The following is an 18,976-nucleotide window of genomic DNA, read 5'->3' as shown; positions in this document are numbered from 1 at the left end:
ATCCCAAGCAGTCACCCGACCCGCGAGCTCGCCGGTACGTCCGGCCGGCTTCTCCGCCGTCAGGCGGAGGGACCCGAGCTCGCGGGTCGTCTGCGTTTTCAGGGCCGGTAGGTCCCTGGGGCGTCAGGGGCTGAGGCGTTCCACGTGCCAGGTGCCGGCGGGGTCGGCGACGTAGCGGAGGCGGTCGTGGAGGCGGTTCTGGCGGCCCTGCCAGAACTCGACGGTCTGAGGGGCGATGCGGAAGCCGCCCCAGTGCGGGGGGACCGGGACCTGTTCGCCCTCGGGGTAGCGGGCGCTGAGCTCCGCGTAGGAGGCGTCGAGTTCGGCGCGGGAGTAGATGACCGTGGACTGGGTGCTGGCCCAGGCGCCGAGCTGGGAGCCGTGCGGGCGGGTGCGGAAGTAGGCGGCGGTCTCGTCGCGGCCGGTGCGGCGTGCGGTGCCGGTGACGACGACCTGGCGGGCGATGGCGTGCCAGGGGAAGACCAGCGAGACGTACGGGTTCGCGGCGAGGTCCTGGGCCTTGCGGGAGTCGTAGTTGGTGTAGAAGACGAAGCCGCGGGTGTCGTACTGCTTCATGAGGACCGTGCGGGAGCTGGGGCGGCCCTCGGCGTCGGCGGTGGCGATGACCATCGCGTTGGGTTCGTAGATCATGCCGTCGGCGGCGGCCCGCGCGGCCTGTTCGAACCAGCGGGTGAACTGGTCCATGGGGTGTGCGGCCAGGTCGTGCTCTTCGAGGCCCTCGGCCCGGTAGTGCTTGCGCATCGCGGCGGGGTCGAGGATGGGTTCGTCGGAGGCGGCGGCGTCGCGATCGGTCACGCGGTCATCTTGCCGTATGCACATATGGGTCCGGGGCACATGTGACGCATACCTATGGTGGCACTGAGTGCCGCTGGGCTCCCCATCTGTGGCACTCGGGGTTATGGTGCAGTTGCCTCCGCCTACACCCTTGAGGAGCCGCCCCATGTCGGACTTCGTGCCTGGGCTCGAAGGAGTCGTCGCGTTCGAGACGGAGATCGCCGAGCCGGACAAGGAGGGCGGCGCCCTGCGGTACCGGGGCGTCGACATCGAGGATCTGGTCGGGCACGTCTCGTTCGGGAACGTGTGGGGGCTGCTCGTCGACGGGGCGTTCAATCCTGGGCTGCCGCCGGCCGAGCCGTTCCCGATCCCCGTCCATTCGGGTGACATCCGGGTGGACGTGCAGTCGGCGCTCGCCATGCTGGCGCCGGTGTGGGGGCTGAAGCCGCTCCTGGACATCGATGCCGACCAGGCCCGGGAGGACCTGGCGCGGGCCGCGGTCATGGCGCTGTCGTACGTCGCCCAGTCGGCGCGCGGGCAGGGGCTGGCGATGGTGCCGCAGCGGGAGATCGACAAGGCGCACTCGGTGGTCGAGCGGTTCATGATCCGGTGGCGGGGGGAGCCGGATCCGAAGCATGTGGCGGCTGTGGACGCCTACTGGACGTCGGCCGCCGAGCACGGGATGAACGCGTCCACGTTCACGGCGCGGGTGATCGCCTCTACGGGTGCCGATGTCGCCGCGGCGCTGTCGGGTGCGGTGGGGGCCATGTCGGGTCCGCTGCACGGAGGTGCGCCCTCGCGGGTGCTCGGGATGATCGAGGAGATCGAGCGGACCGGGGACGCGGTGGGGTACGTCAAGCGGGCGCTGGACCGTGGTGAGCGGCTGATGGGGTTCGGGCACCGGGTGTACCGGGCGGAGGATCCGCGGGCGCGGGTGTTGCGGCGGACGGCGCGGGAGCTGGGGGCGCCGCGGTTCGAGATCGCGGAGGCGTTGGAGAAGGCGGCGCTGGAGGAGCTGCACAATCGGCGGCCGGACCGGGTGCTGGCCACGAACGTGGAATTCTGGGCGGCGATCATGCTGGACTTCGCGGAGGTGCCGGCACACATGTTCACGTCGATGTTCACGTGTGCGAGGACCGCGGGGTGGTCGGCGCACATTCTTGAGCAGAAGCGGACGGGGCGGTTGGTGCGGCCGTCGGCGCGGTATGTGGGGCCGGGGGTGCGGAAGCCTCAGGACATCGGGGGGTTTGCGGACATCGCCCACTGAGGGGGCTGGCTGGGGTGCGTGAGAGGGTGCGTGGGGACTGGTCGCGCAGTTCTTCCTCCCCCAGCCTTCGGCCGGGGTACCCCCAGCGCCCCTTAAGGGGTGTTTCAGCCGAGCGTCTCGTCCAGCAGTGCCGCCCACTGGGCCACCACTCGCTCCCGTCGCGCCTTGTCGTCGGTCAGGAGGTTGGCCAGGCCCAGGCCCCGGGCCATGTCCAGGAGGCCCTGGACGGTTTCGCGGGTGCCGGGGCGGGTTTCGTCGGCGGCGAGGAGGTCGACGGCGATGCGGTGGGTCTCGCGGCCGACGCGGGCTTCGAGTTCGGTGACCCGGGGGCGGAGCTGGTCCTCGTTGGAGGCGGCGACCCAGAGGTGGAGGGCGGCGCGGAAGAGGGGGCCGGTGAAGAGGTCGACGATGGCGGAGACGGCCGCCCGGCGGTCGCCGGTGGTGCCCTCGGGGAACAGGGCGCGCAGGGCCGTGGAGCGTTCCTCGGCGACGTATTCGACGGCGGCCGTGAAGAGGTCTTCGCGGGTCGGGAAGTGGTGCTGGGCTGCGCCCCGGGAGACGCCGGCGCGTTCGGCGACGACGGCGACGGTGGAGCCCGTCCAGCCGTGTTCGGCGAGGCAGGCCACGGCGGCTTCCAGGAGCCGCTGCCGGGTGGCCCGGCTGCGGTCCTGTTTCGGGGCGCGTTCCGCCGTGCTCACAACCGTGTTCACCGCCGTGCTCCCAGCCGTGTTCACACCACCCACGCCGCGTCCCGTCGTTCGAGGAAGGCCGTCATCCCCTCGCGGGCCTGGTCGGAGGAGAAGAGCCGGGCCGAGAGTGCGGTGAGGGTGGCCGCGTCCCGGTCGAATGTCTCCAGCACCCTAGCCGTGAGCAGCTGTTTCGTCGCGGCCAGGGCCTGGGGTGCGGAGCGGCGGAGGCCGTCGAGGACGGGGGCGAGGGCGGTGTCGACGTCGTCGGCGGTGGTGGTGAGGAGGCCCAGGTGTACGGCCTCGGGCGGGGTGAAGCGTTCGCCGGTGAGGTAGTAGCGGGTGAGGGTGCGGGGGTCGGTGCGCGGGAGGAGGGGCAGGGAGATCACCGCGGGGGCGACGCCGATGCGTACCTCGGTGAAGGCGAAGGTGGACTCGGTGGAGGCGGCGGCGATGTCGCAGGCGGCGAGGAGGCCGAGGCCGCCCGCGCGGACGTGGCCGGTGACGCGGGCGACGACGGGTTTGGGCAGTTCGACGATCTGGCGGAGGAGGCCGACGAGCGCGTCGGGGTCGGGCGGGTCGCGCAGGTCGGCGCCGGCGCTGAACGTCGTACCGGTGTGGGTGAGGACGACGGCGCGGACGTCGGGGTCCTTGGCGCAGTCGGTGAGGGCCTCGGCGAGTCCGGCGACGAGGGCGGCGGACAGGGCGTTGCGGGTGGTGGTGGCGTCAAGGCTGAGGGTGGTGACGGCACGCGCGTGTGTCCGTCCGATCAGCGTTCCGATCGACGTCATGGGCGCTCCTCGGGTTCCGTGGTCTTGGTGAGGGCGCGCAGTTCGCGGCGGAGTATCTTCCCGGAGGCGGCGCGGGGCACTCCGGCGATGAAGGTGACCTTGCGGACGCGTTTGTAGGGCGCGACGCGTTCGGCGACGTAGAGCATGGTCTCGTTCTCGGTGAGGTCGTCGGCGGTGGGCCGGCGGACGACGAAGGCGTGCGGGATCTCGTTGCCGTCCTCGTTGTAGGCGCCGACGACGGCGGCGTCGGCGATGCCCGGGTGGGTGATCAGGAGGGCCTCCAGTTCGGCGGGGGCCACCTGGAAGCCCTTGTACTTGATGAGTTCCTTGACCCGGTCGACGATGTACAGCCAGCCGTCGGCGTCGACGTGGCCGACGTCGCCGGTGTGCAGCCAGCCGTCGGCGTCGATCATGTCGGCGGTGGCGTCGGGGCGGCCGAGGTAGCCCTTCATGACCTGGGGGCCGCGGATGGCGATCTCGCCGGGTTCGCCGATGCCGAGGTCCTTGTGCGGGTCTTCGAGGGAGACGATGCGCATCTCGGTGCCGGCGATGAGCTTGCCTACGGTGCCGGGCGGTGCCTCGCGCAGCGCGTCGAGGGGGACGATGTGGGTGCCGGGGGAGAGTTCCGTCATGCCGTAGGCCTGGCCGACGGGCGGCAGGCCGAGGCGTTGCCCGCCGGCGGTGGCGAGTTGTGCGTCCAGGGGTGCGGCGGCGCTCATGACGTACTTCAGGGAGGACAGGTCGTACTGCTCGACCAGTGGGTGCTTGGCGAGGGCGAGGACGATGGGCGGGGCGACCCACAGGCCGGTGATGCGGTGGTTCTGGATCGCGGCGAGGAAGGTCTCCAGCTCGAAGCGGGGCAGGACGACGACGGTGGCGCCCTTGCGCAGCGGCGCGTTCATGAGGGCGGTGAGGCCGTAGATGTGGAAGAACGGCAGGACGGCGAGAATGCGGTCGCCGGGGCCGGACGGGACGGAGACGTCCAGCTGGGCGAGGTTGGTGGCGATCTGCCGGTGGGTGAGCATCACGCCCTTGGGGACGCCGGTGGTGCCGGAGGAGTACGGCAGTGCGGCGACGTCTTTGACGGGGTCGATGTCGACCTGCGGCTCGGGGGCTTCGCCGGCCAGCATGTCGATCAGGGAGCGGTGTCCGGCTGCGCTGTCGCAGACGAAGATCTCCGCTATGCCGCCGGCGAGTTCGGCGGCCCGGCGGGCGGCCTCCAGGAGCGGTGAGACGGTGACGATCCAGCGGGCCGCGGAGTCCTTGAGCTGTTTGGCGAACTCCTCGGGCGTGGCGAGCGGGTGCACGGTGGTGACGGAGGCGCCCGCGCGCGTGGCCGCGTAGAAGGCCGTGGGGAAGGCGACGGTGTTGGGGCTGTGCAGGGCGAGTACGTCGCCCTTGCGGACGCCGGCCTCGGCGAGTGCTGCGGCGATCCGCCGGTGGAACCGGTCCAGTTGTGCGTAGGTGATGGTGGTGCCGTCGGTGCCGTCGATGAGGGCGGGCGCGTCGCCGAACTCGGCGGCCCCGCCGAGCACGGCGTCGTGGATGGGGAGTTCTACGGGCGGAACGTCTGCGTACTCGCTGCGGAACACGGTTCCTCCAAGGCGGCCTTGGGCCTCAGTACGGCCTGCGCAGGACCTGAGTGGGGCCTCAGTACGACTTGGGCAGGCCGAGGGTCTGGTGGGAGACGTAGTTGAGAATCATCTCCCTGCTCACCGGAGCAATACGAGCCACGCGCGCGGCCGTTATCAACGAGGCGAGCCCGAATTCCCGCGTGAGTCCGTTGCCGCCGAGGGTGTGCACGGCCTGGTCGACGGCCCGCACGCAGGCCTCGCCTGCCGCGTACTTCGCCATGTTGGCGGCCTCGCCTGCGCCGATGTCGTCGCCCGCGTCGTAGAGGTGGGCCGCCTTCTGCATCATGAGGCGGGCGAGTTCGAGGTCGATGTGTGCCTGGGCGAGGGGGTGGGCGACGGCCTGGTGGGCGCCGATGGGGGTTTTCCAGACGGTACGGTCGCGCGCGTACTCGATCGCTTTGGAGAGCGCGTAGCGGCCCATGCCGATCGCGAACGCGGCCGTCATGATGCGCTCCGGGTTGAGGCCGGCGAAGAGCTGGAGGAGTCCCGCGTCCTCGTCGCCGACGAGGGCGTCGGCGGGCAGCCGTACGTCGTCCAGGGTCAGTTCGAACTGCTTTTCGGCCGCGTTGAGTTCCATGTCGATGGGGCGTTTCTGGAACCTCTCGGCGTCCGTGGGGACGATGAACAGGCAGGGCTTGAGGCGTCCGGTGCGGGCGTCCTCGGTGCGGCCGACGATCAGGACGGCGTCGGCCATGTCGACGCCGGAGATGAAGACCTTGCGGCCGGTGAGGAGCCAGTCGCCGCTCGCCGGGTCGCGGCGGGCGGTGGTGGTGATGCGGTGGGAGTTGGAGCCGGCGTCGGGTTCGGTGATGCCGAAGGCCATGAGGCGGGTGCCGTCGGAGAGGCCGGGCAGCCAGGCCCGCTTCTGTTCGTCGGTGCCGAAGCGGGCGATCACGGTGCCGCAGATCGCGGGCGACACGACGAGCATGAGGAGCGGGGAGCCCGCGGCGCCGAGCTCTTCCAGGACGATGGAGAGTTCGGCGATACCGCCGCCTCCGCCGCCGTGCTCCTCCGGAAGGTTGACGCCGAGGTAGCCGAGCTTGCCGGCCTCCTGCCAGAGCTCGGTCGGGGGGCGGCCTTCGGCGATCGTGCGGGTGATGTAGTCGCGGCCGTACTTCGCGCCGAGGGCGGCTACCGCTGCGCGGAGTGCCCTGTGTTCGTCGGTTTCGATTTGGGGGCTCATGGTGGCTCCTTCGGGTGCGGGTGCGTCGTGGCTGGTCGCGCGGTTCCTCCCCCAGCCTTCGGCCGGGGGTACCCCCAACGGCCCTAAAGGGGCGCTTGTACTACCGCCAGTAGGGAGCCGGGCTCCACCTGTTGGCCGAGCACCACTCGCAGCTCGCTCAGCGTGCCCGTGACCGGCGCTGTGATCTGGTGCTGCATCTTCATCGCCTCCAGCCAGAGGAGGGGCTGGCCGGCCTCCACCGTCGCCCCCACCTCCAGCCCCTCCGCCATCCGTACGACCGTTCCCGGCATCGGTGCCAGCAGCGACCCCGGTGCCAACTGAGCCTTGGCGTCGGGGAAGCGGGGCAGGGCGGTGAGGGGCGTGTTGTTGACGTGGATCCGGTCGCCGTACCGCGCTACCTCGAACTTGCGGTGTACGCCGTCGATGTCGAGTACGACGAGACGCGCGCCGGCGTGCACGACCCGTACGCCCTCTGCCGTGAGGCCTTCGCGGGTGTGCCGGTAGCGGGCCTCGTGCTCCTCGCCTGCCATCAGGTAGCGCTTGGTCTGGGGCTGGGAGGGCAGGTTGCGCCAGCCGCCGAAGGGGGAGCGGCCGTGGGCGTCGGCCAGGGCGGCGGCGAGGGGGGCGTGCGGGTCGGCGGTGGGCGCCGTCAGGTCGGTGAGGTGGCGGTCGTAGAAGCCGGTGTCCATGCGGGCCGTCGCGAACTCCTCGTGGCGCAGGGAGCGGACGAGGAGGTCGCGGTTGGTGGTGGGGCCGTGCAGGGTGGCCTGGTCGAGGGCGTGGGCCAGTTTGCGCAGGGCCTCGGCGCGGGTGGGGGCGTGGGCGACGGCCTTCGCGAGCATCGCGTCGTAGTGGACGCCGATCTCGTCGCCGTCGGTGTAGCCGGTGTCCAGGCGGACGCTGTCCGGTACGGCGAGGCGGTGCAGGGTGCCGGTCTGCGGGGCCCAGTCGCGGGCGGGGTCCTCGGCGTAGAGGCGGGCCTCGATCGCGTGGCCACGCGCGCGTGGTGCGTCGAGGGGGAGGGTGTGGCCCTCGGCGACGCGGATCTGTTCGGCGACGAGGTCGAGGCCGAACACGGCTTCGGTGACGGGGTGTTCCACCTGGAGGCGGGTGTTCATCTCCAGGAAGTGCGCCTTGCCGTCGGCGACGAGGAACTCGACGGTGCCCGCGCCGGCGTAGGCGACGGAGCGCGCGGCGCGCACGGCCAGTGCGTGCAGCTCCTTCACCAGGCCCTCGGGGAGCCCGGGTGCCGGCGCCTCCTCGATGACCTTCTGGTGCCTGCGCTGGAGTGAGCAGTCGCGGGTGCCGAGCGGCCAGACCGTGCCGTGCGTGTCGGCGAGGATCTGCACCTCCACATGGCGGCCGTGCTCGATGTAGGGCTCGACGAAGACCTCGCCGTCGCCGAAGGCGCTGGCGGCCTCGGCGCGCGCGCCCTCCAGCGCGGCGGCCAGTTCGTCGAGGCGGCGCACGACGCGCATGCCGCGCCCGCCGCCGCCGGCGGCCGCCTTGACGAGTACCGGCAGGTCGGCGTCGGTGACCTCGCCGAGCGGGGCGATTCCCATGAGCTCCTTGGCACGGGTCTTGGACGCCATCGCCTCGATCGCCTCCGGGGGCGGCCCGATCCAGACCAGGCCGGCGTCGATGACGGCGCGCGCGAAGTCGGCGTTCTCGGAGAGGAATCCGTACCCGGGGTGCACGGCGTCCGCGCCGGCGCTCACGGCGGCCTTCACCACCAGGTCGCCGCGCAGGTAGGTGTCGGCGGGCGTGGCGCCCGGCAGCCGTACGGCGGTGTCGGCCACGCGCGCGTGGAGCGCGTTCTCGTCGGCGTCCGAGTGCACGGCGACCGTGCGGATGCCGAGTTCGGCGCAGGTGCGGAAGATCCGGCAGGCGATCTCGCCGCGGTTGGCGACGAGCAGGGTGGAAATCACGTGGTCCCTCACATCCGGAAGACGCCGAAGCCGCCGCGTGCGCCTTCGTAGGGGGCGGTGTGGATGGCGGACAGGCACAGGCCGAGGACGGTGCGGGTGTCGCGCGGGTCGATGACGCCGTCGTCGTACAGCCGCCCGGACAGGAACTTGGGCAGGGACTCGGCCTCGATCTGCTGCTCGACCATGGCGCGCAGGGCCGCGTCGCCGTCCTCGTCGTAGGGCCGGCCCTTCGCGGCGGCCGACTGGCGGGCGACGATCGAGAGCACGCCGGCGAGCTGCTGCGGGCCCATGACGGCCGACTTGGCGCTGGGCCAGGCGAACAGGAAGCGGGGGTCGTAGGCGCGTCCGCACATGCCGTAGTGGCCGGCGCCGTAGGAGGCGCCCATGAGGACGGAGAGGTGCGGGACGCGGCTGTTGCTGACCGCGTTGATCATCATCGCGCCGTGCTTGATGATGCCGCCCTGCTCGTACTCCCTGCCGACCATGTAGCCGGTGGTGTTGTGGAGGAAGAGGAGGGGGATGTCGCGCTGGTTGGCCAGCTGGATGAACTGGGCGGCCTTCTGGGACTCCTGGCTGAACAACACGCCCTGGGCGTTCGCCAGGATGCCGACCGGGTAGCCGTGCAGGCTCGCCCAGCCGGTCGCGAGGCTGCTGCCGTACAGCGGCTTGAACTCGTCGAAGTCGGAGGCGTCGACGAGCCGGGCGATCACCTCGCGGGGGTCGAAGGGGATCTTCAGGTCCTCCGGGACGATGCCGAGAAGGTCGTCGGCCGGGTACTTGGGGGGGTCCGCCGGGCCGGGGTCGGGGTGGGCCTTGCGGTGGTTGAGGCGGGCCACCACGCGGCGTGCCTGGCGGAGCGCGTCCGGTTCGTCGACGGCGAAGTAGTCGGCGAGGCCCGACACGCGCGCGTGCATCTCCGCGCCGCCCAGGGACTCGTCGTCACTCTCCTCGCCGGTGGCCATCTTCACCAGGGGCGGTCCGCCGAGGAAGACCTTCGCGCGCTCCTTGACCATGATCACGTGGTCGGACATGCCGGGGATGTAGGCGCCTCCGGCGGTCGAGTTGCCGAAGACGACGGCGATCGTGGGGATGCCCGCGGCAGAGAGCCGGGTGAGGTCGCGAAAGATGGCGCCGCCCGGGATGAAGATCTCCTTCTGGGAGGGCAGGTCGGCGCCGCCGGACTCGACGAGGCTGATGCAGGGCAGCCGGTTGGCGAGGGCGATGTCGTTGGCGCGCAGGGCCTTCTTCAGCGACCAGGGGTTGCTGGCGCCGCCGCGCACGGTCGGGTCGTTGGCCGTGATGAGGCACTCCACGCCCTCGACGACCCCGATGCCGGTGACCAGCGAGGCGCCGACGGCGTACTCGCTGCCCCAGGCGGCCAGCGGGGACAGCTCCAGGAAGGGCGTGTCGGGGTCGAGGAGGAGTTCGATGCGCTCGCGGGCGAGGAGCTTGCCGCGCCCCCGGTGCCGTTCGACGTACTTGGCGCCGCCGCCCGCGAGGGCCTTGGCGTGCTCGGCCTCCAGGTCGGCGAGCCTGGCGAGCATGGCGTCGCGGTTCGCCCGGTGGTCGGGGGTGTGCGTGTCGAGGGTGGTCTCGATGACCGTCACAGCAGGGCCTCCGGGATGTCCAGGTGGCGGGAGCGGAGCCATTCGCCGAGGGCCTTGGCCTGCGGGTCGAAACGGTGTTGGGCGGCCACACCCTCGCCGAGGATGCCCTCGACGGTGAAGTTGAGGGCGCGCAGGTTGGGGAGCAGGTGCCGGGTGACCGGCAACTCGGCGGTCTCCGGGAGGAGACGGCGGAAGGTGTCGACGGTCAGGGTGTGCGCGAGCCAGCGCCACGCCTCGTCCGAGCGCACCCACACGCCGACGTTGGCGTTCCCGCCCTTGTCCCCGCTGCGGGCCCCGGCGACGAGCCCGAGGGGCGCCCGCCGGGTGGGGCCGGCGGCGGGGAGCGGCTCGGGCAGGGGTGGTGCGGGCGGGTCCTGGAGTACGAGGGTGTCCTGGGCCGGCGGCACGGGGATCCGTCGTCCGTCATGGAGGACGGCCACATGGGGCACGTCGCCATGGGGGACGTACACATCCTCGAAGACCCCGTAGGGTGCGCCCTTCCCGGGTGGGGCGAGCACATGGAAGCCGGGGTAGCTGGCGAGCGCCAGTTCCACGGCGGCGCCGGTCAGCGCCCGGCCCACGGTCTCCTGGTCCCGGTCCCGTACGACGAGCCGGAGCAGCGCGCTGGCCGTCTCCTCGGTGTCCGCGTCGGGGCGGTCGGTGCGGACCAGCTGCCACGTGGTGCCGGACGGCGGCGACTTGGCGAGGGCGTCGGCCATCTGCTCCCGCACCAGCGCGGCCTTCGCCTCGATGTCGAGCCCGGTGAGCACGAAGACGACCTCGTTGCGGAAGCCGCCCAGCCGGTTGCGGCCGACCTTGAGGGTCGGGGGCGGGGCCTCGCCCCGGACCCCCTCGATCCGTACCCGGTCCGGGCCGTCCTGGCTGAGCCGGACGCTGTCCAGGCGGGCGGTGACGTCGGGGCCCGCGTAGCGGGCGCCGCCGGTCTCGTAGAGGAGCTGGGCGGTCACCGTGCCGACGTCCACGAAGCCGCCGGTGCCGGGGTGCTTGGTGATGACGCAGCTGCCGTCCTCGTGCAGTTCGGCGAGCGGGAACCCGGGGCGTCGCAGGTCGCGGCCGGCCCCGACGCCGGCTCCCGCAGCGGCTCCTGCGTCCGCGAAGAAGGCGTAGTTGCCGCCGGTGGCCTGGGTCCCGCACTCCAGGACGTGCCCGGCGACGACGGCGCCGGCGAGCCGGTCGTACTCCCCCGGCCCCCAGCCGAAGTGGGCGGCGGCGGGCCCGGTGACCAGGGCCGCGTCGGTGACCCGGCCGGTGACCACGATGTCGGCGCCGGCCCGCAGGCACGCGGCGATCCCGAAGCCGCCGAGGTAGGCGTGGGCGGCGAGGCTGCCCGGGTGGGCGGCGGTGAGGTCGTCGCCCTCCACATGTGCGACGCGCACGGGTATGCCGAGCCGGTCGGCCAGCTGCCGTACGGCGTCGGCGAGTCCGGCCGGGTTGAGGCCGCCGGCGTTGGTGACGATCCGCACGCCCCGCTCCCGGGCCAGGCCCAGGCAGTCCTCCAGCTGGCGCAGGAAGGTGCGGGCGTATCCGGCGCCGGGGTCCTTGAGCCGGTCGCGGCCCAGGATGAGCATGGTCAGCTCGGCGAGGTAGTCGCCGGTGAGGACGTCGAGCTCGCCGCCGGTGAGCATCTCGCGCAGCGCGTCGAAGCGGTCGCCGTAGAAGCCGGAGGCGTTGCCTATGCGCAGGGTCACGGGGTGCCGCCCTTCGGGGTGCGGCCGGGGCCGGGCGGGCCCGCGAAGGCCTGGGCGACGTCCAGCCAGCGGTCGGCGTCCGGGCCGGTGGCTTCGAGGGCGAGGTCGGCGCGGTGGGCGCGCTGGGTGACCAGGAGGCAGAAGTCGAGGGCCGGGCCGGTGACCCGGTCGTCGGCGTCCTCGGGGCCGTACGCCCACAGTTCGCCGGACGGGGCGGTCAGTTCGACGCGGAACTCCTCGAACGGCACGGGCAGTCCGTGCACGCCGAAGGCGAAGTCGCGGGTGCGGACGCCGAGTCGGGCGATGTGCCGGAGCCGGTCGGTGGGGGTGCGGGTCACGCCCAGCGCGTCGGCGATGTCCAGGCCGTGCGCCCAGGTCTCCATCAGCCGGGCGGTGGCCATGGAGGCGACCGACATAGGGGGGCCGTACCAGGGGAAACGGGCCCGTGCGGGCGCCGCGCGCAGCGCCCGGTCCAGGGCCTCGCGCCCGGCCCGCCAGTCGGCCAGCAACCGGGCGGGGGGCTTGGCCGCGCCTTCCTCCGCCCCGTTGTCCACGAAGTCCCCGGGCTGGGCCAGCGCCTTCTCGACCTCGCGGGAGAAGGCGTCCTGATCGGTCACGGCCAGCAGCGAGGAGTGGTCGGTCCAGGCGAGGTGGGCGATCTGGTGGGCGACGGTCCAGCGGGGCGCGGGGGTGGCGAGAGCCCACTGCTCGGTTCCCAACTCGGCTACCAGCCGGTCGAGTTCCGCACTCTCCTCACGCAGGTCGTCGATGACGGGCGTCGGATCGGACATGGGGGGAGCATGGCAGTGGGCCCGGAAACAATCAAGCACGCTTGCATGAATTTGGGAGAGCCGTGGCCGGGGTGCGTGGGACCGCCGACGCTTCGGGTCGGCTCTCCTTGGCGACATCTGGAGTCACCCTGGGGCAATCCTTGGCACAAGCCGTCGTGACAGGGGGACCGCATGCCATATGTTCGATGCGAACATCCGGCGATGGAGTGATGTGTGAGGCGTGCGGGGCGTGCGGAGGACAGATGAACTCGCCGTAGGGGCGCGGACGACCGGGCAGCGGACGACCGCCGTCGTGGCACCCCCGGCAGGCGGGCCAGGCGGCTACCCGGTGGACGCGGGCAGCGAGGACCCGCCCCCGCGCGAACCTCCCCGCTTCTGGCCCCTCCTCCTCGTGGCCGCCGCCGTTCTGCCCGGAACCGCGCTCTTCCTCGCGGGCCAGGGCGTCAGCAAGGCCGCGCTGCAGGCCTGGCAGACGGTGTGCCTCGCCGTGATCGTGCAGGCGACACCGTTTCTGCTGCTCGGTACGGCGCTGTCGGGGGCGATCAACGCCTTCGTACCGGAGCGGGTGTTCACCCGGCTGCTGCCCAAGCGGCCCGCGCTCGCGGTGCCCGTCGCCGGGGTCGCCGGGGTCGTGCTGCCGGGATGCGAGTGCGCGTCGGTGCCGGTGGCCGGCAGCCTGATCGGGCGCGGGGTCACCCCGGCCGCCGCGTTCGCGTTCCTGCTCTCCGCGCCCGCCATCAACCCGGTCGTGCTGACCGCCACCGCCATCGCCTTCCCCGGCACCCCCCTCATGGTGCTGGCCCGGCTGCTCGCCTCGCTGGTCACCGCGGCCGTGATGGGCTGGCTGTGGCTCTGGCTGGGCCGGGAGGAGTGGCTGCGGCCCGCCGTACGGCACACCGGGCACCAGCCGGGGCACAACCGCTGGACGGAGTTCCGGCGCGGCTTCCAGCACGACTTCCTCCAGGCCGGCGGTTTCCTGGTGGTCGGCGCCATGGCCGCGGCCACCTTCAACGTGGCCGTACCGCGGTCGGTCCTCGACACCTTCTCCGGTTCGCCCTGGCTGTCGGTGCTGTTCCTGGCCGCGCTGGCGGTCATCCTCGCGGTGTGCTCGGAGGCGGACGCCTTCGTGGCGTCCTCGCTCACCGGTTTCTCGCCCACCGCCCGGCTGGCGTTCATGGTGGTCGGCCCCATGGTGGACCTCAAGCTGATCGCGCTGCAGGCGGGCACGTTCGGGCGGGCCTTCGCCGCCCGCTTCTCGACCGCCACGACGGTCGTCGCGGTCCTGTGCAGTGTGCTGGTCGGAGGAGCGCTGCTGTGAGACGTCCGCTTCAGGTGACCCTGCTGGTCCTCAGCGGCCTCGGCCTGCTGCACGCCTCCCTCTTCACCGACCTGTGCCTGCGCTACGTCAAGCCCGGGATGCGGCCGTTGCTGATCGCGTCCGGGTTCGTGCTGCTGGTGCTGGGCATCGTGGAGGCGGCGATGCGGGAAGGACGGGACGCGCGGAAGGGGCACGGCAGGCACGGTGGCCACGCACATGGCGCCCACGCACATGTCGCCGGACCACACGAGGAGCCGGAGGAGCACCACGGTCACGACCACTCGACGGTCCCCCGGGTCGCCTGGCTGCTCCTGCTCCCCGCGCTGAGTCTGCTCTTCTACGCCCCGCCGGCGCTCGGCGCGTACACCGCGGCCCGGCAGCCCGCCAAGGTCATCGCGGAGCAGGACGGCTTCGATCCGCTGCCGAAGACCTCGCCGCTGCCCATCACGCTCACGGACTTCACCACGCGGGTGCAGCAGGACCGCTCGCTGGCCATCAAGGCGCGGACGGTGGAGATGAGCGGGCTGGTCACGCCCGTTGCGGGGGGCGGGAGCTGGGACCTGACCCGGATCATCATCTCCTGCTGCGCGGCCGACGCGCAGTCCGTGAAGGTGCGGATCTACAGCGACAGCATCCCGGCCGCCAACACCTGGGTGTCCGTCACCGGGAACTGGCATCCCGGCGGGAAGCTGGGCACGAAGTCCGCGCCGGTCGCACTGGACGCCCAGACCGTGAAGAAGATCCAGCGCCCGGCGAACGGCTATCAGGACGCGCTGCCGTTCCCGTCGGGCTGAGCGCCGACGACCGGCTCCGGCCGGGCGGCGACCGCCGGGTCCGGCCGGGCGCCGCCCGCCGGTTTCCGGCCGCGTCCCACCTGGGAACGGACCGCGCCGATGCTCGCCGCGATGACGAGGGCGACGGCGGCCGCCTGGGTGGCCGACAGGGCCTGGCCGAGGACGAGGAAGCCGGCGGTGGCGGCGATGGCCGGTTCCAGGCTCATGAGGACGGCGAAGGTGTGCGCGGGAAGGCGGCGCAGGGCGAGGAGTTCGAGGGTGTAGGGCAGAACCGAGGAGAGGACCGCGACCGACGAGCCCAGGGCGACGGTGGTCGGGTCCAGGAGCCTGCTGCCGGCTCCGGCGATGCCCAGGGGGAGGAACAGCAGAGCCGCGACCGCCATGGCCAGGGCCAGACCGTCGGCCTGCGGGAAGCGGCGGCCGGTGCGGGCGCTGAAGATGATGTAGGTGGCCCACATGGCGCCGGCGCCCAGGGCCAGGCCGACACCCACGGGGTCGAGGCCGCTGAAGTCCCCGCCGCCGAGCAGGAAGACACCGCCCAGCGCCAGTCCCGCCCAGAGGGCGTTGATCAGGCGCCGGGAGGCCAGCACGGACAGGGCGAGCGGCCCGAGCACTTCGAGGGTGACGGCGAGGCCCAGCGGGATGCGGTCGACGGCCTCGTAGAAGAGGCCGTTCATCGCGCCCATGGTGATGCCGAAGACGATCACCGTGCCCCAGTCGGTGCGGGAGTGGCCGCGCAGCCGCGGCCGGCAGACGACGAGCAGGATCACGGCGGCCGCGAGGAGCCGCAGGGTCACCACGCCGAGTGCGCCCGCCCTGGGCATCAGGGTCACCGCGAGGGCCCCGCCGAACTGCACGGAGATCCCGCCGGCCAGCACCAGCCCGACGGGACCGAGCGCGCCGAGGCGGCCCTGGACGCCGGGGGCGACGGAGGCGGACACCGGGGCGGGCGTGGGCGTCGACGTCGGCTGTGAGGTGCTGGGGGTGGTCACGGGCGGTCCAGAGGATTCGTCGTTCATTACGATGGACTTCTCAGTCCAGGGTAATGGACTCCGACAGGCGCGTGAACCCCTTATGGGGCTGTCCTGGATGGTGAGATGCCGCACGCCGAGACGGCGCGAACACGTTCGGCCCCGCCCAGTACGCGGGCGGGGCCGAACGACAGTGAAACGAATCTTCAGGTGGCGGCCGGAAGCTACTTCACGTCGACGTAGTCGCCGGTCGCCGTCGCGGCGCCAGTGGTGGCGTTGGTCGCGAAGGAGAAGCGGTAGTAGCCGTCGACGGTGGCCTTGGTGGTGGTCTTGAGCGCGCCGCCGGTGCCGGCGGTGATGGTCTTGAGGGTGGTGTAGGTGGTGCTGCCCTTCTTGCGGAACTGCAGCTGCACCTTCTGCGACGCGTACCCGGAGTACTTGCCGGTGTTCCAGTCGGCGCGCGTCAGCTTGCCGGCGACGGTGATGGTCTTGCCCTTCTTCACCGGCTCCGGGGTGGCGTTGACGGTCAGCTTGGACGCCTTCTTGATCTTGCCGGTGCCGACGTTGTCGTCGAAGCTGGCGCTCGCGGAGAGGTCGTAGCCGCCGAGGGCGAGCTTCCAGGTGCCGGCGACACCGTTGTTCTTCATGTCGGTGGCCGCGTGGATGTTGAAGACGGCCTTGCAGCTGTAGACGCCGGTCTGGGTGGTCGACTCAGTGCAGACCGGGTCGTCGTCGGTACCCAGGGCGCCGGTGATGGTGTCCGTGCTGGAGGGGTCGGTGCCCTGCCAGAGGAACGCCTCGGTGAGCGCGACGCCGCTGGAGCTGGTGGCGGTGTAGGTCGCGGTGACGGACTTGTTCGTGGTGGTGCCGAGGACGATGTCCTTGCCGCCGTTGACGACGCCCTTGGAGAAGGAGATGCTCCCGATTCCGGTCTTCGGCCGGACGGTCTGCGCGGAGTTCGTGGCGTGCGCAGTGTGCGCGGAGTTCGCGAAGAAGGAGCTGAGCTGCGCCTTCGCGCTCGGGCTCGACGCCGCCTGGGCGGCCACCGGGACAGCGAGCGCGGACAGTGCGACCGCACCGGACAGAACGGTGGCCGCGACGCGTATACGCATGTGAATCCCCCTGGGATCGCGAGGGGCCCGGCGGGTCGCCCCCGGCCGAGCCCATTGGCGTACGCAGCCTACGAACAGCATGGAGAATTCTTGAAGATCCCTTGTGCAATAGGTGTGTAACAAGACTGATGTGACGGGCACTCACCAGAGTTGCGCTCCGTCCGGGGGCGGCGGCTCAGATGCCCGGCCAGGGCTCCTCGTCGCGGAACAGGGGCCGGCCGTCGGAGAGGGTGGTGGGCACATCCGCCCCGTAGCCGACGTCCATGTGGGAGGCCTCCATGTGGGCCTCCGCATGGGCCTCGTACATGGGCTGGGGCCATAGCCCCGCGGCCGCGTACACGTTGTAGTCGTAGTCGTACATGTTCCCGTACGGCTGCTGGGCGGCGTACCCACCATCCCCGCCGCCGTGCGCCCCCGCGTAGGAGACCTCGGGCACCCCCGCCCCCACGGTCCCCACGGCCCCCGCCGCCGGGACCGCGCCGCCCTGTTCCACGAACAGCGGCAGTCGCAGTTCTCCGGTGTCCATCACCGCGTTGTTCTGGGAGCGGTGGAGGCGGGAGTAGGCGCCGCCGCGGGCGAGGAGTTCGTCGTGGCGGCCGGTCTCGACGATGCGGCCGCCGTCGACGACGAGGACGCGGTCGGCGTCGGGGGCGAGGTTGAGGTCATGGGTGATCATGATGGTCGTACGGCCGGCCATCAGGCGGCGCAGCGGCTTGACGACCCGGCGGGCGGCCATCGCGTCCAGGCCGGTGGTCGGCTCGTCGAGGACGAGGACGGGGGCGTCGCGCAGGATCGCGCGGGCGATGGCCAGGCGCTGGAGCTGACCGCCGGAGAGCCGGGCGGAGTTGGGGTCGACCTTGGTGTCGTAGCCGTCGGGGAGCCGGACGATGAAGTCGTGGGCGTCGGCCGCCTTCGCCGCGTCCTCGATGGCCTGGTCGCTGGCGCCGGGACGGCCGCAGGCGATGTTGGCGCGGACGGTGTCGTGCAGGACCAGGGTCTCCTGGGGGAGCAGGGTGATGTACTCGCGCAGGCGGGCCAACGGGAAGTCGCGGATCGGGATGCCGTCGAGGAGGACCTCGCCGCTGTCCGGGTCGTAGAAGCGGAGCAGCATCTTGGAGACGGTGGACTTGCCGGCGCCGCTGGGGCCGGTGATGATCACGAGTTCGCCGGGGCTGACGGCGAAGGAGAGGCCCTCCAGGGCGGTCCGGTCGGCGCCTGGGTAGCGGAAGCCGACGTCGCGGACCTCGACGGCGCCGTCCGGGCGGCCGGCGGCGGTGCCGGTGCCGCGGCGGGGGTCGGTGACCGACGGCCGCACGTCCAGGATCTCGATCAGGCGTTCCGCGCCCGCCGTGGCGGCGGTGACGGTGAGGCCCAGCTGGGCGAGGCCGCGCACGGGCGGGTAGAGGTAGCCGAGGAAGGCGGAGAAGGCGAGGAGCTGGCCGAGGGTCATGCGGCCGGTGGAGATCTCCCAGACGCCGATGCCGATGACGGCGAGGACGCAGACCGTCTCGATGACCTGGACGAGCTGTTCGTAGGCCTCGTTGAGGCGGGTGGAGCGCACGGAGGCGCGGAACCAGGCGCTCGCCTCCTCGTTCAGCCGCCGGCGCTCGGCGTCGCGGCGGTCGTACGCCTGGGTCAGCACGATGTTGCCGAGGGACTCCTCGACGACGGAGGTGATCGCGCCGTCGGCGACCCGGCCCTCCCGGGACACGTCCTTGATGGAGCCGGAGAAGCGGCGGGCGGCCAGCCAGAACAGGGGCGCCAGGACGAAGGTGGCGGCGGCCAGGTCCCAGCGCAGCCAGAACGCGGCGGCCGCGTAGAAGATGGCACTGAACAGGGCGGACGCGGCGCCGACGAGCCCGGACACGACCATGGTCTCGATGGCCTCGACGTCGCTGGTCAGGCGGGAGAGCAGGTCGCCCTGGCGGTGGCGCTGGAAGAAGTGCGGGGGCAGCTGCTGGACGTGGTCGAAGACGTGTTCGCGCAGCCGCATCACGAAGCGTTCGGTGGTCCAGGCGGCCAGGGAGTTGCCGGCGTACGCGACGATCGCGCCGACGATCGCGATGGCCAGCCATGTGCCGGCCGGGCTCCAGAAGGCGCTGAGCGAGCCCTTCTGCAGGGCGTGGTCGGTGAGGTCGCCGAAGAGCAGGATGGCCTCGGTCTCGGCGAGTGCGGCGATCACCGTGCACACCCAGACGATCACCAGCCAGCGGCGCAGGCCCCGGGTCAGCGGCCAGAAGCGGCGGAAGGCGACGCGGGCCGGGATGGTGGGCGCGTACTCGTCCTCGTCCCCGTCGTCGTACTCCTCGTCATCGACCTCGTATGCCGAACCGGTGACTTCGCACTCGTATTCCGCGTCTCCACTCTCCTTTGCGCGCATTTCACACTAC

The 18,976-nt window shown here is 72.0% G+C and carries 15 protein-coding genes; 3 read left to right on the top strand and 12 right to left on the bottom strand.

Features of this window, described 5'->3' with window-relative positions:
- Nucleotides 1-123: 123 nt before the first annotated feature.
- The gene (gene pdxH, locus ACZ4UV_RS34395) at nt 124-816 is read right to left on the bottom strand and encodes a pyridoxamine 5'-phosphate oxidase (protein WP_467843292.1); all 693 of its coding nucleotides are present in this window, start codon (nt 814-816) and stop codon (nt 124-126) included.
- A 145-nt stretch (nt 817-961) separates the two neighbouring features.
- On the opposite strand from pdxH, the gene ACZ4UV_RS34390 reads away from it, so the two are divergent.
- Complete coding sequence (locus ACZ4UV_RS34390) at nt 962-2,062, top strand: citrate synthase 2 (protein WP_294003455.1); 1,101 nt, start codon at nt 962-964, stop codon at nt 2,060-2,062.
- Nucleotides 2,063-2,166: 104 nt separating this feature from the next.
- Here the strand turns inward: ACZ4UV_RS34390 and ACZ4UV_RS34385 are convergent, their stop codons facing one another.
- The 8 genes from ACZ4UV_RS34385 to ACZ4UV_RS34350 form a co-directional block, all read right to left on the bottom strand.
- Nucleotides 2,167-2,772 (bottom strand): TetR/AcrR family transcriptional regulator, encoded by a 606-nt coding sequence (locus tag ACZ4UV_RS34385; protein WP_390041996.1) that lies wholly within the window; start codon nt 2,770-2,772, stop codon nt 2,167-2,169.
- 20 nt (nt 2,773-2,792) lie between these two features.
- Nucleotides 2,793-3,539 carry an enoyl-CoA hydratase family protein gene (locus ACZ4UV_RS34380; protein WP_451020693.1) on the bottom strand — a complete coding sequence of 249 codons (747 nt, stop codon included), beginning with the start codon at nt 3,537-3,539 and terminating at the stop codon, nt 2,793-2,795.
- Nucleotides 3,536-5,131, bottom strand: a complete 1,596-nt coding sequence (locus ACZ4UV_RS34375) for a 4-coumarate--CoA ligase family protein (RefSeq protein ID WP_467843288.1) — start codon at nt 5,129-5,131, stop codon at nt 3,536-3,538. Before ACZ4UV_RS34375 ends, ACZ4UV_RS34380 begins: the two co-directional genes overlap by 4 nt.
- A 58-nt stretch (nt 5,132-5,189) precedes the next feature.
- Nucleotides 5,190-6,356 carry an acyl-CoA dehydrogenase family protein gene (locus ACZ4UV_RS34370; RefSeq protein ID WP_451020691.1) on the bottom strand — a complete coding sequence of 389 codons (1,167 nt, stop codon included), beginning with the start codon at nt 6,354-6,356 and terminating at the stop codon, nt 5,190-5,192.
- Between the two features lie 83 nt (nt 6,357-6,439).
- A complete protein-coding gene (locus ACZ4UV_RS34365) occupies nt 6,440-8,284 on the bottom strand; it encodes an acetyl/propionyl/methylcrotonyl-CoA carboxylase subunit alpha (protein ID WP_467843285.1) in 1,845 nt (614 codons plus the stop codon).
- An 8-nt stretch (nt 8,285-8,292) separates the two neighbouring features.
- The gene (locus ACZ4UV_RS34360; RefSeq protein WP_467843282.1) at nt 8,293-9,891 is read right to left on the bottom strand and encodes an acyl-CoA carboxylase subunit beta; all 1,599 of its coding nucleotides are present in this window, start codon (nt 9,889-9,891) and stop codon (nt 8,293-8,295) included.
- Nucleotides 9,888-11,600 (bottom strand): acyclic terpene utilization AtuA family protein, encoded by a 1,713-nt coding sequence (locus ACZ4UV_RS34355; protein WP_467843279.1) that lies wholly within the window; start codon nt 11,598-11,600, stop codon nt 9,888-9,890. Before ACZ4UV_RS34355 ends, ACZ4UV_RS34360 begins: the two co-directional genes overlap by 4 nt.
- On the bottom strand, nt 11,597-12,391 hold the full coding sequence (locus ACZ4UV_RS34350) for a TIGR03084 family metal-binding protein (RefSeq protein WP_451020687.1): 795 nt from the start codon (nt 12,389-12,391) through the stop codon (nt 11,597-11,599). The genes ACZ4UV_RS34355 and ACZ4UV_RS34350 overlap by 4 nt, the downstream gene beginning before the upstream one ends.
- Nucleotides 12,392-12,719: 328 nt before the next feature.
- Between ACZ4UV_RS34350 and ACZ4UV_RS34345 the strand changes: the two genes are divergently transcribed.
- Both ACZ4UV_RS34345 and ACZ4UV_RS34340 read left to right on the top strand, forming a co-directional pair.
- On the top strand, nt 12,720-13,709 hold the full coding sequence (locus tag ACZ4UV_RS34345) for a permease (RefSeq protein WP_451020695.1): 990 nt from the start codon (nt 12,720-12,722) through the stop codon (nt 13,707-13,709).
- On the top strand, nt 13,706-14,503 hold the full coding sequence (locus ACZ4UV_RS34340; protein WP_390042012.1) for a TIGR03943 family putative permease subunit: 798 nt from the start codon (nt 13,706-13,708) through the stop codon (nt 14,501-14,503). The genes ACZ4UV_RS34345 and ACZ4UV_RS34340 overlap by 4 nt, the downstream gene beginning before the upstream one ends.
- Here the strand turns inward: ACZ4UV_RS34340 and ACZ4UV_RS34335 are convergent.
- The 3 genes from ACZ4UV_RS34335 to ACZ4UV_RS34325 form a co-directional block, all read right to left on the bottom strand.
- On the bottom strand, nt 14,473-15,522 hold the full coding sequence (locus ACZ4UV_RS34335) for an EamA family transporter (protein ID WP_451020686.1): 1,050 nt from the start codon (nt 15,520-15,522) through the stop codon (nt 14,473-14,475). The two genes, ACZ4UV_RS34340 and ACZ4UV_RS34335, sit on opposite strands and share 31 nt — an antisense overlap.
- A gap of 176 nt (nt 15,523-15,698) precedes the next feature.
- Nucleotides 15,699-16,586: a hypothetical protein gene (locus ACZ4UV_RS34330; RefSeq protein WP_467843276.1), complete on the bottom strand. Its 888-nt coding sequence runs from the start codon at nt 16,584-16,586 to the stop codon at nt 15,699-15,701.
- Nucleotides 16,587-16,761: 175 nt separating this feature from the next.
- Nucleotides 16,762-18,966: an ABC transporter ATP-binding protein gene (locus ACZ4UV_RS34325; protein ID WP_467843273.1), complete on the bottom strand. Its 2,205-nt coding sequence runs from the start codon at nt 18,964-18,966 to the stop codon at nt 16,762-16,764.
- Nucleotides 18,967-18,976: the final 10 nt, after the last annotated feature.

It is taken from the genome of Streptomyces sp. NPDC028289 (assembly GCF_055565975.1).
The sequence above is the reverse complement of the archived record's forward strand: the minus strand, read 5'-3'. Positions and strand labels throughout refer to the sequence as shown.

Excerpts from the sequence above, each read along its gene's own strand:
- ACZ4UV_RS34330 (WP_467843276.1), bottom strand. The coding sequence starts at position 16,586 with ATGCGTATACGCGTCGCGGCCACCGTTCTGTCCGGTGCGGTCGCACTG.
- ACZ4UV_RS34325 (WP_467843273.1), bottom strand. The coding sequence starts at position 18,966 with ATGCGCGCAAAGGAGAGTGGAGACGCGGAATACGAGTGCGAAGTCACC.
- ACZ4UV_RS34370 (WP_451020691.1), bottom strand. The coding sequence starts at position 6,356 with ATGAGCCCCCAAATCGAAACCGACGAACACAGGGCACTCCGCGCAGCG.
- ACZ4UV_RS34350 (WP_451020687.1), bottom strand. The coding sequence starts at position 12,391 with ATGTCCGATCCGACGCCCGTCATCGACGACCTGCGTGAGGAGAGTGCG.
- ACZ4UV_RS34390 (WP_294003455.1), top strand. The coding sequence starts at position 962 with ATGTCGGACTTCGTGCCTGGGCTCGAAGGAGTCGTCGCGTTCGAGACG.
- ACZ4UV_RS34380 (WP_451020693.1), bottom strand. The coding sequence starts at position 3,539 with ATGACGTCGATCGGAACGCTGATCGGACGGACACACGCGCGTGCCGTC.
- ACZ4UV_RS34335 (WP_451020686.1), bottom strand. The coding sequence starts at position 15,522 with ATGAACGACGAATCCTCTGGACCGCCCGTGACCACCCCCAGCACCTCA.